Below are 14,800 nucleotides of genomic sequence, written 5' to 3'. Positions count from 1 at the left end.
ACCCCTCAACGGAGACCACCATGACCAAAGTTCTCGTCCTCTATTATTCCGCCTATGGCCACATCGAAGCGATGGCCAATGCCGTTGCCGAAGGCGCGCGCGAAGCCGGCGCCACCGTCGACATCAAGCGCGTGCCCGAGCTGGTGCCGGCCGAGGTCGCAAAAGCCTCCTACTACAAGGTCGATCAGGCCGCACCCGTCGCCAAGATCGAAGATCTCACCAATTACGACGCGATCATCGTCGGCACCGGCACCCGCTTCGGCCGCATGGCCTCGCAGATGGCGAACTTCCTCGACCAGGCCGGCGGGCTCTGGGCCAAGGGCGCGCTGCACGGCAAGGTCGGCGGTGCCTTCACCGCGACCGCGACCCAGCATGGCGGCCAGGAGACGACGCTGTTCTCGATCATCACCAACCTCTTGCATTTCGGCATGGTCGTGGTCGGCATGAATTACGGCTTTGCCGGCCAGATGAAGCTCGACGAGGTCACCGGCGGCGCGCCCTACGGCGCCACCACGATCACCGGCGGCGACGGCAGCCGCCAACCCAGCGCCAACGAGCTCGCCGGCGCACGTTATCAGGGACGCCAGATCGCGGAGACCGCGAGAAAGCTACATGGCTAAGCTGCACGGTTAAGCCCCACCATTAAGCTTGACGATCGACGGCATGGCTGATGCGAGGTGGGCGGCATTCTCATTCGGGAATGCCGCCCCATTTGACGATCATGGCTTTTGAAATCTTCCTGATTGCGCAGATGATCCGCAAGCCCGCGCAAGCGCTGGCGCGGCGCTGGTATTGCCGCAGCCTCGTCCGCGCCTCGCGCGGCCGGCTGCGCTGCACCGGATGTCCGAGCTCGTAAGAGCCGCGCTAGGTCTGCGTAAGGTCGGCGTGCGGTCTGATCGGATCGGTCTGGACCGGTGCCGGCGCCGTCGAAAGCCACCAGCCCTCACCGGCAAACCAACAGGTCTCGTCCGGAGCGCCCGCTCTGCGCAGCGACTGCACGCTCTCCCATCCTTTTGCGAACGCGTCGGCCAGTCGCCGGGCGGCATCGGCATCCTGCAATCCCGCGCAGCCGATGAACTGGGCACGGCCCACGAATTTCGCCGGCCACATTGCGCCCTCATCCGGGCGCGTGATCATCAACATCCCGCCGAGCATGCCTTCCGGTGCCAACGGAAACATCAGCCGCCCGCGGGGGCGCAGCGCCTCGAGCCATTCGGCGGCCGGCTGCGCCGCGCCCGCACAGACATAGATCACGTCCGCGCCGGGTAGATCGGACGCGATGCCCGAGCGATCCTTCAGCTCGACATGCGGGATGTCCTTCAGATTTTCGCGTGCCAGTGCCGCCAGGCGCTGGTCGATTTCATAGGCATGCACATGGCCTGAAGGTCCGGTGAGCTCGGCGAGAATGGCCGTATAATATCCGCTGCCGGCGCCGATCTGGATCACCGTCTCGCCTTCCCTCACGCCGCAGCCGCTGAGCCAATAGGCATGCGCGCCGGGCATCCCGATATTGAGGCCACGCGCCGGGTCCAGCGCCAGAAGCGTGTTCTGATAGAGGAAGGCGGCATCGTCGTCGGGCGTCACGACATAGGGATGGCCACCGACGGAGATCGACCACGGTCCGGGTCCGGCGAAGGGCTCGCGCCTGACGGTGCGAAAGGCCTGCTCGATCCGGGGATCCGTCGCCTTGGCCGCGGCGCAGATCAACTGCGCATAGAACGCGCGATATTTTGCCGAACGATCTTCCATGTCGCCTCCGTGAGGGGGCGACGTTAGCACAACGCGCGCGATGATCGGAAGCACGGCGCAATCGTGCGTTTTGTGTCGGTGCGATGACGCATCGACGACCGCTCAACTCCGCTCGGCTTTTCTCCTGACGAGGTCCCGCCCGATCGGCCGCACCGGCTCGCTCCGCAGCACCAGCGAGGTCGTGACGGCGCCAAAGCCGGCGATGCGGTCCACGATCGTCTCGAGGTCTTCCGGCGCCGGAACGAGCACTTTCAGCACGAAGCAATCATCCCCGGTCACGCGATGGACCTCGATGATGTGAGGAATCTCGGAAAACCGTTTCAGGCAGGTCTTGATGTGCTCATGCGTGGTACGCAGGCGAACCAGCGCCATCAGGCCGAGCCCGAGTGCGCGCGGATTGATCCGGGCACCATAGCCTTCGATGATCCCGGCTTCCTCCAGCCTTTTGACGCGCTCGGAGACCGCCGGCTGGGACAATCCGACGGAACGGCCGAGCTCGGACAGCGACGCGCGCGCATTGGCTTGCAACGCCTCGAGGATCTTCAGATCCTTGGCATCGATGCTCCCGAAACGATCCAACAAAATTCTCCATTCCGCCTTGAGATCATCGGCAGATGCTCGATTCCGCCGATGACTTGCCATGTCACGCAGCACCGGGACCGGCCACACTGCGCCTCCATCTCAGATATCACGGGACGATCATGCACGACATCATCACCTTGCCCGGCCTCGGCGGCTCGGGAGACAGCCATTGGCAGACGCTCTGGGAGCGCGACGATGCGCGCTTCACGCGGTTTCAGCCGGCGAGCTGGGACCGGCCCGATCTCGACGACTGGGAGCAATCGCTGGAGCGGGCAGTCAGGCGCTGCGCCAAGCCGCCTGTGCTGGTCGCACATAGCCTCGCTTGCCCGCTGGTCGCGCACTGGGCCGCTCGCTTCCCATCCGCGATCGCGGGCGCGTTTCTGGTCGCGGTGCCCGATCCCGACGGCGACAATTTTCCCGCGGAGGCCGCTACGTTCAAGCCGGTACCGGATCGCGCGTTGCGCTTCCCTTCCCTCATCATCGCCAGCACGAACGATCCCTATGGCGCCATCGAGACGACGCGACAGCGGGCGCGCGATTGGCAGTCCGGCCTGGTCGTGCTCGGCGCGCTCGGCCACATCAATGCATCGAGCGGGCTCGGCGATTGGCTACAAGGACGCGCGTTGCTCGAAGCCTTCAGTGCCGGCCTTTCGAGATGACAGCTCAGCGCATCCTGCGCAGCGCCGGAGTGGCGATGGCAGCGAGCCTCGGATAGCGGCGCAGGCCCTGCGCGGCATGGTCGCGCCATGCATAGGGCGCGCCGCGCCAGGACAGCGCGACGCTGACATCGGTCAGAGGCACCTGCTCGGCGCCGAAGCGGCGCTTGTAATCCTGGTTGCCGATGCTGAGGTCGAAACGGCGCACGCCCTCTGCATGCAGCGCCGCCATGGTGCGCTCGGTCACGAGCAGCCCCGGCGAGCAGCTCGACCATGAATCGCCGGCGTGGCTGATGCGCAGGAGAAAATAGGTCGCGCCATATCTGACGCCGAACGCGGTGGCGACGACCGCCTCGTCGCACACCAGCGCCGAGACGACAGCGTAACCGTCCGCAACGCCCTGGCGGGCGACCCCGCGATAGAACCGCGCATGCGTCTTGTCATTGAGAACGAAGCGCGAGCCGAGCTTGTGCATCCGCGCCTGCTGCTGGGCATCCATCACGTCGAGCAGCTCGTGGGCACGCGCCACATCCGTGGCGATCTCGAACCGTGCGCCGTCATGCCGGCTGAACACACGCCAGCAGCGTGGCATCTGCATGCGCTTGATCGAGGCCTGGTAGTCTCCGTAGTCGTCACCCGTCAGCACGAGATTGCCGTTGAGCGAGCTGGACCCGATCCGGCCGAGCGACACCAGCGGGTTCGGCTTGCCGCCGACATGCGCCGGCATCTTCTTCAGGCGCAGCAGATCGAAACGGTCGGGCAAGGCGCGCAAGGCGTCGACCAGCGCCTTGTTGACAGCGTCCGCGTCCAGCTCGGCATCGAGCGCCAGGATCGGCACGTTGTTGTCGGAGACGCCGAGGTCGGCGAACTCGACGATGCGGATGCCGCGCCTGACATGGCTGATCATCGGCACCACCGCGATGTCCTTGCCGGTCGCGGCATCGGAGATCACCGCGATCAGCGGCGCGAGATCGTGGAACGCCTCGTACCAGGGACCGAGCCAGTCGCCATGCTGGAACGCGGTGCGATGCCCTGCGCTCAGGCGCAATGCGACCTGCCGCCAGTCACGCACGAAATCGACCGAGATTCCCGACGTGCTGGACACTTGACCGTTGAGTTGCTCGACGCTGAGAAACGTCATCCGCGGGACATACGATTACTGAATGTTTCCAGATAGATGTTTTGCCGCAGACCACAAGAAACGTTGCCGCTTATCGTTAAGCCGATGCCACCAACGCCGCGACGGCTGCGACAAGCTGTCAGCGTTCCGGTTCCATCTGCGCGACGCATTGGAACCTGGCGAGGAAATGCAGGCCGGCGACGGCGAGAGCGAACATGAACCAGATCGGATTCTGCCGTTCGAGCAGGAAGGTTTCGGTCGTCCCATAATAAAGGCCGAACAGCCACACGGTCAGGAACAGCTTCGCCAGCGCGCTGCTGTGGCTGTGAGCCTGGGCTGACTGAAAATTGACGAGCGGTGCGAGCACGAAGACGAGGATCACCAGCATCAGCCCCGGCAGGCCGATGGTGACGGCGAGGTCGAGATAGCTGTTGTGGCTGTGCGCGGCGCTCGTCGCCCACTCGGACCCCTGGGCCGTCTGCCGTGCGGTCACGTCGTCCCAGAATGCCGCATAGCCGTGACCGATGATCGGCTTCTCGGCGACGGCGGCGAGCGCGAACTCCCATATCGCGGAACGGCCAGTGAAAGTGGGATCAAGTGGAAGCATCCGCGTCACTGACCCAAGCGCGGGGCTCAGCACGCTGCCGACCGTCAGCAGGTTCATCACGATCAGCGGCACGAAGCAGATGAGCCGCTTCAGCCACAGGCTTCGCGTCACATAGACCAGCGATGCGAGCGCGTAGATCGCAAGGCACAGCACCGAGGAGGTCTTGCCGCCGGTGAAGATCAGGAAGATGCCGGCCAGCGCTGCGATCGCCGGCCCCATCACGAACGAGCCGACGGCGCACAGGTAAATGCCGACATAGACCAGGATTGTCATCACCGGCGAGGCAACGTTCTTGTGGCCAAAGCTGCCGCGCCAGTCGCCGGCGAGCTGCGGCTCGCCAATGTCGAGCGCGGTGTGCATCGCATATTGCGGCGCGAGGAAGACGCCGAGATAGCACAGCACCAGCAGGGCCAGCGCGGCGGCGCCAAGGCAAAGATTGAAGCTGCGCTGCGTCGGCGGCAGCAGCGGCAGAAGCACGGCGAGCGACGTCACGCTGGCCGCGAGCACGAAGCGCTGGATCGAAACGCCCCGGCTCTCGGAGAAGACGATGTTGAGCAACAGCCAGCCGACGAGGCAGAGATGCAGCGGCGTCACCAGGCTCTTCAGTGCGGGCGCGTCCGTGACGGCGACGAACAGCATCGCGACCGCAGCCAGCAGGCCCCACGAGATATAGCCGAGCGCCATTCGCCCGCCGACGACGGTCGTCACATCCTCGTTGCGCAGATCGGGAAACGGATCGAGCGTGACCAATACGAGAAGCAGCGCCGCAACTGCGACGAGGCAACGCGCCGCCCGTACGGCATTCAGCCCCACAAGCCCGTCGTGCAGGACGCGGCCGAGCGATCGGGCCTCGACGTCGGTGATGTCAGTGGCGCTGCGATCCATGGCTCTGTGCAGATAGTGAAGCCGGGAAACTCGAGGTCTTAGCTCATCCCTGTTAAGCATCCGTCAACCAGCACGCCCGAGGCCTGCGGCGCCGTCCGCGGCCGCACGATGCTCCGCGCAATCTCGTAATATTGCAGCGCGCGCTGTTCCAGCGTGAGATTGTCGAGCACGAAGCCGCGCGGATCGAACCTGTCGGCGGCGCAGCCGGCCCAGAAGTCTCCCCAACCCGCCTCGAACCCCGCGATGTCCACGAACCTGGCGCCGCAACGCTCGTCCCAATACGGCACCGAGGACACCGGCGCGAACTGGACGCGGTCCGGATAATAATCGGGGTCGCGCCATGGGCCGCCGGGATCCCAGGCGAATACCGGCACGCCGCAGGACAAGGCCTGCTGATAGGCGATGCCCTGGCTTTCGTTCTGGCACAGGAAGATCATCGCGCGCGAACGCGCCAGCGCGGCCTGATAGTCAGCTTCCTTGTAACTGCCATAGCGCAATTCAGTGAACGAACGGCCCTCCTTGCGGAGGCGGGCGCGGACAGGCTCGATCAATTCCTGCGCATGGCGGTCGCGGTCCCAATGGACCTTGTCGTAGATCAGGACGTCGACGGTCTTTTGCGAGGAGCGCGACGGCGCCCAGAGATCGGTGTCGATGCCGATCGGCCAGGCCTCCGTGTCGGGCCAGTATGGCCGGTACATGTCGACATACCATGGGCCGGGCACCACGACCTTCTTCACCGGCAGGCGCTTGAACAGATCGGGGTCGTCGAGCGGATGATTGTGGGCGGCGACGCCGAGCAGGATCGGATTCTTCCACGCGAACTTGTCGAGCAGGAAGGTGCGGCCGATGATGCAGGCGAGCTCGTCGGGATGTTGCGCGACGTAGCGGTAGTCGTTGACGCGATAGCGGATGCCGAGCCGGTCGAGCCCCGCGCAGAGATTGAGGAACACGCGAAGCTGCCCGCTCATGCGCGGCTCGCCGAGCAGCATGCGGCGCACCATGCGCCGCAAATGCCGGTCGCCGGGAAACCAGCGATCGTCCTTGTCCTCGTAGAAGAGGTTGAGGATCATGGCATCGGGGTCGTGTTCGAACGTCGTTGCGGGCACCGGATCCATCCGCGGCAATCAGGTCTGCATTCTCGCATGGGACCGGCTGTCGCACTCATCCAACTTTGCGACAGGCTTAATGCCACCGGCTTAACGCTAATTGACGAAACCGCAGTCACGCAGCCCTTCGCGGCAACGATTTGGCCGGTAATGCGGGTATCATTCGCAAGCAATCAGAGTTGCGATCGATCGCGATGCCCATTCGGCAGACGCGTCCTGGTTAACAGACTCTTAAAGGCGAGCCGTGGCTCAGATCACCGCCGAAGAAATTCTCGAATTGCCGGCCGCCGCACGCATCGTTCCGGCGGTGCGTCCGCCGCGGCCGGCGAGCTCGACCACATCGGTGTCGGTCGTCATTCCCGCCAAGAACGTTGCGGCCTATGTCGGCGAAACCCTCGCCAGCGCGCTGGCGCAGGGCGAGGTGGGCGAAGTGATCGTCGTGGACGACGGCTCGACCGACAACACCACCGCCATCGTCCGCACCATTCGCGATCCGCGGCTGCGCCTGATGACCAACGATTCCGCCGGCGTATCGGCCGCGCGCAATCTCGGCGCGCGACATGCGACCGGCGAATGGCTGCTCTTCCTCGATGCCGATGACCGCCTGCGCCCCGGCGCTGTTGCGGCGCTGCTCGCGGCCGCACGTGGTGCCCCGCGCGCGGTTCTCGTCTATGGCGACTATAACACGATCGACAGCGAGGGGCGGCAGATCGGCCGGCGCGGCCTGCTGAAGGGACGCCGCAAGCCGTCCGGCGACGTGCTGTCGCGGCTTGCCAGAGGCAATTTCATCGTCAATGGCGGCGTCGCACTCGCACGCGCGGAAGCCTTCCGCGCCATCGGCGGCTTCGACACTGCGCTCAGATATTGCGAGGACTGGCATTGTTGGTGCCGCCTCGCCGCGATCGGCGAGTTCGAGTTTGCGCCAGAGCTTCTGCTCGACTATCGCTTGCACACGACCAACACCATGAACGCCGCGGTGCGGACGCCGCAGGATTTCTTCCCGGCAATCGCACGGGTGTTCGACGACGGCCTGATCATGGCGAGACTGCCCGAGGGCGCCACAGCCGGACTTCGCTTGGCGGCCGAGCTCCATCTTATCACCTATTCGGCGATGCAGGCGGTTCGCGTCGGCAGATATCGCGATGCCTTCGCCTATCTCGGGATGATCGGCCGGCGCTCGCTCAAATCGCTGCCGCGCGCCGCGGCGAGGACTGCCCTCGCCCGCTTCGGCATCTAGCCTGGGATCAGGGCGTCAGGATACGATCTTCGAGGCTTCATAGGGCTTCGGCGCGAAGCCGAATGCTGCCAGCATGGAGCCGAGCGCGACCAGCGCCGGATGCATCGCGACGACGACTTTCGACGTCGCGAGCAGGCGGGCGGAGCGAACCAGCGACAGCGGCAACCGTCCGAGCATCTGCGCGAACACCCGCGCCCGCGCGCCGGCGCCTTGTGCGGCCTTGTACTGCACACGATAATTGATCGCGCCGATACGCAGGCCGCGCGTCGCAATCCAGCCGAGGCTGGTGCGGCTCTGCGGCACGGTCTCGGTGATGACCGCCTCCGCCGTCCAGTGGAAGATCATGCCGGCATCGCGGCACCGCACGAAGAAATCGCAGTCGCCGCCGCCGAGAAAATTGAAACGCAGGTCGAAGGCGGGACGGTCGAACCGCTCGAACGCCCCCCGCGTGATCAGGCAATTGCCGCAGCCATAGATCAGCGGCACCGCACCGCTGTAATCATAGGCGGGACAGAAGGCGGGATGACGCGCAAGCCAGGGCTTGCTGTCGTCGTCGAAGACCGGCAGCACCGGCCCGCCGACGATGTCGGCGCCGGTCGCCTCCGCGGTGCGAACCATCAGCTCGAGCCAGTCGGGCGAGGCGATCTCGTCGTCGTCGATCATGAGGAAACGGGTCGCGGCCGGAAACAGCGCCTGGGCCGTTTCGAACGCGGCGTTGATCGCCTGGCAATTGCCCTGCCGTTTCTCGACCAGGCAGACGCCCTGGAGCCGGCCATCGGTCAGATACTCCGCCGCAACCGGTGCGCTCTCGCGCCCCGCCGCATCGTTCTCGACCATGACGACGGCAAAGGAGCGCGGGGTCCGCTGGCTGGCGAGGGAGTCCAGCGTCAGGCGCAGATGCTGCGGACGGCGGAAGCAGGGAATGCAGACGACGATGCCGACCGACAGGTCGATGATCCCGGAGCTCGCCACGATCTCCCGGTTGGGATCGCGCACGGCATCCGAGATCCGGCTGGCGGAGAGGTCTGTCGGGATCAGCGTCATGGCGTTCTTGATGTCCGAGATTTATTGAAAAAGCCCTGCATCAATCGCGCAAGAGCCGCCGCTGTCCTGTGACGGCGCATCGCCGCAGGGACGGATGCGTCCCAAAATGAACGGCCTGCGAGAAGCCTGTACCGGTGCCACAACGCCGATCTCTCCGCATACATGCGCTTTACCGCCTTCGCGCGTTTTTCCCGCGAGACCTTACATGCGTGATAGTGCAATTCGCAGTCCATTGCGCTGGAGAAGGTCCAACATGGACAATGCCGTAGTTAACGCCCCTACGCATTAACCCGACCGTAAGCACCGCGACCGGTGAAGCGGTGCGGCATCAGATTTGCTCTACGGGCATGGAAGGTTTTTCCTGTAAATTTGAGTCGAACAAGCGCGGTCAGAAAAAAATGAACAAGCCAGCCACGATCGATTTCGCGACAGCCACGGCGATCAACATTCCCGCGGCCACTGCCCCCACCCAGGCGCTGCACGATCTGGTCCCCGGCGAAGCCCGCGACAGCCTGCTCGCCGTTCACGACGTGCTGCGCCGCGAACTGCCGCAGGGCCGGCTCGCGACCTATGAAGCCGGCGGCGGCTCGTGCAGCGTTCTGCCGCCGGAATTGCTGGGCCGCAGCACCGTCACCGTCGTCGACATCGACGAGGATCAGGTCCGCAACAACACCTACGCGGACGAGGCGATCCTCGGCGACGTGCAGACCTACAGCTTCGGGCGTGAGACCTTCGATCTCGTGATCTGCTACAACGTGATCGAGCATCTGCCCCATGTCGACGCCGCGCTCCTGAACTTCCGCGATGCGCTCAAGCGCGGCGGGATGATCCTGATCGGCGCGCCCAATCCGCGCTCGCTGTCCGGCGTCGTCGCCAAATACTCGCCGCACTGGTTTCACGTCTGGTTCTACCGGAATGTCCGCGGCATCAAGGATGCCGGCTTGCCCGGCGAGCCGCCGTTCCCGACCTTCTTCCATCCGCTGGTGACGTTACCTCGGCTCGAGGCATTCGCAGCCGCCAACGGCCTCGAGATGATCTACCGCCGTGAGGTGGAGAGCCCTCGCTATCCCGAGATGCGCCGGCGCAAGCCGCTGTTCGCCGCGCTGGTCGATGCCGGTGCCGCTGTGCTCAACGCCGTGCTGCCGCGCGGCACCGATGTCCGCCGCGGCGATTATCACGTTATCCTGCGAAAGAGCTGACCATGACGCATGCGCGGTCCATTGCAGGACGGGCGGTGCCTCGCGGTCTCGCTGCGCGCGGTAACGAACCGTTAATGTCTGCTGGGTCCCGCCGTCAGGGCGCTGCGTCAAAGGGCGGCCTGCGCTTAAACGCTTTGTTTGCCATTTCGGTGAATAGTCCCTCACTGAGTATGGTTAATTTTCCCTGTTGCGTTGATTGGGCACCTATATCCCGGGTGCATGGCGTAGAGCGAAGAGTAACCCCTCAGCCTGCGGCAGTTGGAATGAAAGCTGGGGATCATGCTTGACTATAACCAGCCGATAGATCGGGCCGGACCGGAGGCCCCGCGGCAGAAGCCCCAGACCGGCTTCAACGTGCTGGAGCTCATCAATCTACTCTGGCGGCGGAAGATCGCGATCGCCGCCGCCGCCCTCCTCGGTGCGACGCTCGCCGTCACCGTCGGCAAGAGCCTGACGCCCCGCTACACCGCCACCGCCCAGCTCTATGTCGACCCGCGCGAGCTTCAGCTCGTCGATCGCGAGCTCACGCCGCGCGCGCAGGACGTTTCCGGCATGGCGATGGTGGTTGAAAGCCAGGCCCGCCTGATCACCTCCAACAGCGTGCTGCTCCAGGTGATCCAGCAGGCGGGTCTCGACAAGGATCCGGAATTCGGCGGCGGCGGTGACGCCAAGAGCCTGATGTCGTCGCTGCTCGGCCTGATCGGCCTACATCCTCCCGCCCCCTCCGCCGCGGAGAAGAAGGAAGTGCAGCTTGCGGCGCTCGACGCGCTGAACCGGCACATCACGATCCGCAAGACCGAGAAGAGCTTCATCGTCGACATCGAGGTCTGGTCGACCGATCCGGCGAAGGCGGCGATGCTCGCCAACACGCTGACCAGCGCCTATCTCGCGGAATCCCGCAACTCGCAGGCTTCGGCCGCACGACGCGCCACCAGCGACCTCTCCGGCCGCCTCAAGGAGCTGCGCGAGCGGCTGCGCAACGCCGAGACCGCGCTTGCGACCTACAAGGCCCAGAACAATTTCGTCGGCACCCAGGATGCGCTGATCAGCGACCAGCAGCTCTCCGCCAGCAACCAGCGGCTTTCGGCGGCCCGCGCGGCGACGATGGACGCGCAGGCCCGGCTCGACCAGATCGAGGCAAGCCGGCGCACGGCCGCGGATGCCGGCGCGAACTCCGAAGCGCTGCAATCGCCGACCATCGCGAATTTGCGCGCGCAATACGCCGACGCCCGTAAAAAATATGCGGAGCAGGCCGGCGAGCTCGGCCCGCGCCATCCGGCGCTGCGCCAGACCGAGAAGCAGGTCGAGGATCTCAAGCGCACCATCAACGAAGAGATCGACCGCTTCGCCCAGTCCGCCAAGAACGATCTGACGCGCGCCCGCGACTTCGAAGCCTCGCTCAACCGGGCACTGGAAGCGCAGAAGCGGCAGAGCGTCCAGCTCAGCCAGGCCGCCGTACGTCTGCGCGAACTCGAGCGCGAGGCCGATGCCAGCCGCGACGTCTATCAGTCCTTCCTCAAGCGCTCGCGCGAGACCGAGGAGCAGGAGACCCTGAACACCTCGGCGGCTCGCGTCATCGGTGAAGCCACAGTGCCGCAGCGGCGATCGTTCCCGCCGGCGATGAGCATGTTCGCCATGATCGGCTTCATCTTCGGCGCGCTCGCAGCTGCAAGCTGGTTCGTCGTGGCAGAGCTGTTGTCCGCTGGCGCGACCGCACCGGCCGCCCCGACATCGGCCCGCCGTGAGCGCACACCGGCACCCCAGACTCCGCGAGCCGCAGAGCCTCCGCGCGCTCCGGAGATTGCCCCGCCTCTGCAGGTCTCGCAAGCTCCGGAGATTGCGCAATCCCTACCGGAGCTGGCCGCGCCATCGTTGCAGCCCGAGATGGACGAAAATGCGCTGATCGGCAGGCCTCTGATCGCGCGCCTCCAGGAAGCCGACGTCATCCATACGCTCGGGGCCATTCTCGCCACCGGCAGCGGCGTCGATCTCACCCGGCTGGGCTGGCCGACGCTGCGTCCCGGCTTTCCCCTGACGACGCTACTCAATGCCTGGCGCGACATGCGGATTGCCGTGGCCGGGCGTGCCGGCGGTAAGGCGATGCCGGTCATCGCGCTCGTCGGTGCGGGCGAGACCATTGGGCGCAGCGTGACCGCGCTGAACTTCGCGCTCGCCGCGGCGCGCGACGGCGCCCGCGTGCTGATGATCGATGCCGATCATCAGGCACATCTGCTCTCGAACAAGGTCAACCGTTCCGGCAAGAGCGAACCGAGCCGGCTCGGCTGGCTCTCGATCGGCAGCAAGGCCGCGCGCGAGATCAAGACGGTCAATGGCATTTCGGTGCTCCCGGCTACCGAGGGTGAAGCCGGCAAGGCGACCGACGCCATCCGCAAGGCGATCGAGCAGGCGCGCGCCGCCGGCGGCTATGATCTCGTGGTCCTCGACGGCCCCGTGACGCCGCTCGACGCCGGCAGCCGCAAGCTGCTCGACGACGCCGATGCGCTGGTGGCGGTGCTGCCGACCAGCCTCGACATCAACGACGGCCTCGAAGAAATCCTGAGCACGCTCGGCCGCGCCGAGCGCAAGCTCGTCGGCGTCGTGCTCGACGAGCTCACCCCAATGGCCCAAGCACGCCAGCGAGGCAGACAATATGCTTGAGCGCCGCGTCAATCTGGACGGCCGGGCCGCAACTGCCGACGTGCCACGGACCACCGTCGGCGGCCTTCGCATGGCCGCGCTCGACCTCGAAGCGACCGCCGATTTCATGATCGAGGCGACCGATCCGCGTCATCGTATCGGCCGTCCGCTGTACCTGACCTCGGCCAATGGCGAGGTGCTGGCGCGCTGCTCGACCGAGCCGCAGACCGAGCGCCTGTTCCGCGCCGCCGATCTGATCAACGCCGACGGCCAGCCGCTGGTGGCCGCCTCGCGGCTGCAATCCTGGTTTCCGCTACCGGAGCGCGTCGCGACCACCGACCTGTTCCACGTCGTCGCACGCAAGGCGGAGGCGGTCGGCCGCACCTTCTACATGTTCGGGGCCAGCGAGGCCGAGAACATCACCGCCGTCGAGAACGTCCAGAAAATGTATCCGAACCTCAAGATCGTCGGGCGCAGCCACGGCTATCTGCGAGGCGAGGCGTTGCGCGCCAAGGTCGAGGAGATCAACGCGCTTGCGCCGGATTATCTGTGGGTTGCATTCGGCGTGCCCAACGAGCAGGCATTCGTGGAGGAATACACACCGCTGCTGACCAATGTTGGCGTTATCAAGACATCCGGCGGCCTGTTCAACTTTTTATCGGGCAGCCGCTCCCGCGCGCCGCAATGGATGCAGAAGATCGGGCTCGAATGGGCCTGGCGCACCCTGCTCGAGCCACGCCGCCTGTTCTGGCGCTATTTGACCACCAACCCCCGCGCGCTCTATCTTCTCTTCAGCCGCAATCGACCCCTCCGCTAAGAGAAGAGCAGAAGACGACATGACTGACCGACCGACCGTCCTCGTCACCGGGGGCGCGGGCTATATTGGCTCGCATGCCTGCCGCGCACTCACCGCCGCCGGTTATCAACCCGTCGTTTATGACAATCTCTCGACAGGTCACCGCAGTTTCGTTGCCGGCCCCCTGGTGACGGGCGATCTGCTCGACGGCGCGGTGCTCGCGCGCGCCTTCGCCGATCACAAGGTCACGGCGGTGATGCATTTCGCGGCGGCAAGCCTCGTCGGCGAGTCCATGACCGACCCGCAGAAATACTACATCAACAATGTGCAGGGCACGCTGTCGCTGTTGCAGGCGATGCGCAATGCGGGCTGCCAGCGCATCGTGTTCTCCTCGACCGGCGCGGTCTACGGCAACGCCGATTCCAAGGAGCTGCCGGAAGACTTCCCCTGCGTGCCGATCAATCCCTACGGCGCATCGAAGTGGATGATCGAGCGCATGCTCGCCGATTATCGCGCGGCCTATGGCTTCGGCGCGTTCTGCCTGCGCTATTTCAATGCCAGCGGCGCCGATCCGGCCGGCGGCATCGGCGAGCTGCGTGACAACGAAACCCACCTCATTCCGCGCGCCATGATGGCGCTTCAGGGCCATGTCGACTTCGCCGTGTTCGGCGACGATTACGACACGCCCGACGGCACCGCAATCCGCGACTATATCCACGTCACCGACCTCGCCGCAGCGCATGTCGCTGCGCTGAAGCTTCTTGAAACCGGACATGCCGGCGGCAGCTTCAACCTCGGCACCGGCTCCGGCTTTTCAGTGCGCGAGATCCTCGACGCCATCAAGCAGGAGACCGGGCGCGAAGTGCCGCACACCATGAAGCCGCGCCGCGCCGGCGACCCGACCTATCTGGTCGCCGATGCCTCCGCCGCGCGAAAAGTATTGAATTTCGTTCCGAGTTACTCCGACCTGCCGACGGTCATCCGGACCGCCTGGGCCTGGCATCAGAAAGCCCATCCGCTCAAGTCGCGCTAGAGCGTGATCCGGACCCGAACGGCCGCGTTAGCGCAAAGTGCGAAGCGGCTTTCCGAAAAGATCATGCTCAAACAACAACCTGAAGCGCGATGACGATTCATCGCAATCTCATCGCGCTTTAGACGACCGTATTACACCTTGCCGGTCGG

General features: G+C 65.3%; 14 protein-coding genes. 8 read left to right on the top strand and 6 right to left on the bottom strand.

What is annotated here, in order from left to right; translation table 11 throughout:
* The first annotated feature begins 20 nt into the window (after nucleotides 1-20).
* Both wrbA and I3J27_RS05585 read left to right on the top strand, forming a co-directional pair.
* Entirely contained in the window at nucleotides 21-620 is a 600-nt protein-coding gene (wrbA, locus tag I3J27_RS05590) for an NAD(P)H:quinone oxidoreductase (RefSeq protein WP_270166203.1), read from the top strand.
* Between the two features lie 101 nt (nucleotides 621-721).
* Nucleotides 722-856 carry a hypothetical protein gene (locus tag I3J27_RS05585; protein ID WP_270166201.1) on the top strand — a complete coding sequence of 45 codons (135 nt, stop codon included), beginning with the start codon at nucleotides 722-724 and terminating at the stop codon, nucleotides 854-856.
* Between the two features lie 8 nt (nucleotides 857-864).
* On the opposite strand, the gene I3J27_RS05580 is transcribed toward I3J27_RS05585, so the two are convergent.
* Nucleotides 865-1,749, bottom strand: a complete 885-nt coding sequence (locus I3J27_RS05580) for a protein-L-isoaspartate O-methyltransferase family protein (RefSeq protein ID WP_270166199.1) — start codon at nucleotides 1,747-1,749, stop codon at nucleotides 865-867.
* A 102-nt stretch (nucleotides 1,750-1,851) separates the two neighbouring features.
* Complete coding sequence (locus I3J27_RS05575; RefSeq protein WP_270166197.1) at nucleotides 1,852-2,328, bottom strand: Lrp/AsnC family transcriptional regulator; 477 nt, start codon at nucleotides 2,326-2,328, stop codon at nucleotides 1,852-1,854.
* 122 nt (nucleotides 2,329-2,450) lie between these two features.
* Here I3J27_RS05575 and I3J27_RS05570 point away from each other — a divergent pair, with 122 nt between their 5' ends.
* Nucleotides 2,451-2,990 (top strand): RBBP9/YdeN family alpha/beta hydrolase, encoded by a 540-nt coding sequence (locus tag I3J27_RS05570; protein WP_270166195.1) that lies wholly within the window; start codon nucleotides 2,451-2,453, stop codon nucleotides 2,988-2,990.
* 4 nt (nucleotides 2,991-2,994) lie between these two features.
* Here I3J27_RS05570 and I3J27_RS05565 read toward each other — a convergent pair whose 3' ends face one another.
* The 3 genes from I3J27_RS05565 to I3J27_RS05555 all read right to left on the bottom strand — a co-directional run bounded on the left by I3J27_RS05565 (nucleotide 2,995) and on the right by I3J27_RS05555 (nucleotide 6,705).
* A complete protein-coding gene (locus tag I3J27_RS05565) occupies nucleotides 2,995-4,128 on the bottom strand; it encodes a GNAT family N-acetyltransferase (RefSeq protein WP_270166193.1) in 1,134 nt (377 codons plus the stop codon).
* Nucleotides 4,129-4,246: 118 nt separating this feature from the next.
* Complete coding sequence (locus I3J27_RS05560) at nucleotides 4,247-5,599, bottom strand: O-antigen ligase family protein (RefSeq protein WP_270166191.1); 1,353 nt, start codon at nucleotides 5,597-5,599, stop codon at nucleotides 4,247-4,249.
* Nucleotides 5,600-5,637: 38 nt separating this feature from the next.
* Nucleotides 5,638-6,705 (bottom strand): glycosyltransferase, encoded by a 1,068-nt coding sequence (locus I3J27_RS05555; RefSeq protein WP_270166189.1) that lies wholly within the window; start codon nucleotides 6,703-6,705, stop codon nucleotides 5,638-5,640.
* Between the two features lie 244 nt (nucleotides 6,706-6,949).
* On the opposite strand from I3J27_RS05555, the gene I3J27_RS05550 reads away from it, so the two are divergent.
* Nucleotides 6,950-7,942: a glycosyltransferase gene (locus tag I3J27_RS05550; RefSeq protein WP_270166187.1), complete on the top strand. Its 993-nt coding sequence runs from the start codon at nucleotides 6,950-6,952 to the stop codon at nucleotides 7,940-7,942.
* 15 nt (nucleotides 7,943-7,957) lie between these two features.
* On the opposite strand, the gene I3J27_RS05545 is transcribed toward I3J27_RS05550, so the two are convergent.
* Nucleotides 7,958-8,986: a glycosyltransferase family 2 protein gene (locus I3J27_RS05545; protein WP_270166185.1), complete on the bottom strand. Its 1,029-nt coding sequence runs from the start codon at nucleotides 8,984-8,986 to the stop codon at nucleotides 7,958-7,960.
* A gap of 398 nt (nucleotides 8,987-9,384) precedes the next feature.
* On the opposite strand from I3J27_RS05545, the gene I3J27_RS05540 reads away from it, so the two are divergent.
* From I3J27_RS05540 to galE, 4 genes are all read left to right on the top strand, one after another.
* Nucleotides 9,385-10,185: a class I SAM-dependent methyltransferase gene (locus I3J27_RS05540; protein ID WP_306417066.1), complete on the top strand. Its 801-nt coding sequence runs from the start codon at nucleotides 9,385-9,387 to the stop codon at nucleotides 10,183-10,185.
* Nucleotides 10,186-10,464: 279 nt separating this feature from the next.
* On the top strand, nucleotides 10,465-12,843 hold the full coding sequence (locus I3J27_RS05535; protein ID WP_270166181.1) for an exopolysaccharide transport family protein: 2,379 nt from the start codon (nucleotides 10,465-10,467) through the stop codon (nucleotides 12,841-12,843).
* A complete protein-coding gene (locus I3J27_RS05530) occupies nucleotides 12,836-13,639 on the top strand; it encodes a WecB/TagA/CpsF family glycosyltransferase (RefSeq protein WP_270166179.1) in 804 nt (267 codons plus the stop codon). The genes I3J27_RS05535 and I3J27_RS05530 overlap by 8 nt, the downstream gene beginning before the upstream one ends.
* A 19-nt stretch (nucleotides 13,640-13,658) precedes the next feature.
* Complete coding sequence (gene galE, locus I3J27_RS05525) at nucleotides 13,659-14,651, top strand: UDP-glucose 4-epimerase GalE (RefSeq protein ID WP_270166177.1); 993 nt, start codon at nucleotides 13,659-13,661, stop codon at nucleotides 14,649-14,651.
* The last annotated feature ends 149 nt before the right edge of the window (nucleotides 14,652-14,800 follow it).

Origin of the sequence: Bradyrhizobium xenonodulans, from assembly GCF_027594865.1 — a bacterium.
Lineage (GTDB): Bacteria > Pseudomonadota > Alphaproteobacteria > Rhizobiales > Xanthobacteraceae > Bradyrhizobium > Bradyrhizobium xenonodulans.
Note: the sequence above shows the minus strand (reverse complement) of the source record. Positions and strands in the feature narration are given on the sequence as shown.

What these genes read in the sequence shown, in the direction of transcription:
- I3J27_RS05545 (WP_270166185.1), bottom strand. Translation starts at nt 8,986, where the DNA reads ATGACGCTGATCCCGACAGACCTCTCCGCCAGCCGGATCTCGGATGCC.
- I3J27_RS05560 (WP_270166191.1), bottom strand. Translation starts at nt 5,599, where the DNA reads ATGGATCGCAGCGCCACTGACATCACCGACGTCGAGGCCCGATCGCTC.
- I3J27_RS05565 (WP_270166193.1), bottom strand. Translation starts at nt 4,128, where the DNA reads ATGACGTTTCTCAGCGTCGAGCAACTCAACGGTCAAGTGTCCAGCACG.
- I3J27_RS05530 (WP_270166179.1), top strand. Translation starts at nt 12,836, where the DNA reads ATGCTTGAGCGCCGCGTCAATCTGGACGGCCGGGCCGCAACTGCCGAC.
- I3J27_RS05585 (WP_270166201.1), top strand. Translation starts at nt 722, where the DNA reads ATGGCTTTTGAAATCTTCCTGATTGCGCAGATGATCCGCAAGCCCGCG.
- wrbA (WP_270166203.1), top strand. Translation starts at nt 21, where the DNA reads ATGACCAAAGTTCTCGTCCTCTATTATTCCGCCTATGGCCACATCGAA.
- I3J27_RS05580 (WP_270166199.1), bottom strand. Translation starts at nt 1,749, where the DNA reads ATGGAAGATCGTTCGGCAAAATATCGCGCGTTCTATGCGCAGTTGATC.
- galE (WP_270166177.1), top strand. Translation starts at nt 13,659, where the DNA reads ATGACTGACCGACCGACCGTCCTCGTCACCGGGGGCGCGGGCTATATT.
- I3J27_RS05570 (WP_270166195.1), top strand. Translation starts at nt 2,451, where the DNA reads ATGCACGACATCATCACCTTGCCCGGCCTCGGCGGCTCGGGAGACAGC.
- I3J27_RS05540 (WP_306417066.1), top strand. Translation starts at nt 9,385, where the DNA reads ATGAACAAGCCAGCCACGATCGATTTCGCGACAGCCACGGCGATCAAC.
- I3J27_RS05535 (WP_270166181.1), top strand. Translation starts at nt 10,465, where the DNA reads ATGCTTGACTATAACCAGCCGATAGATCGGGCCGGACCGGAGGCCCCG.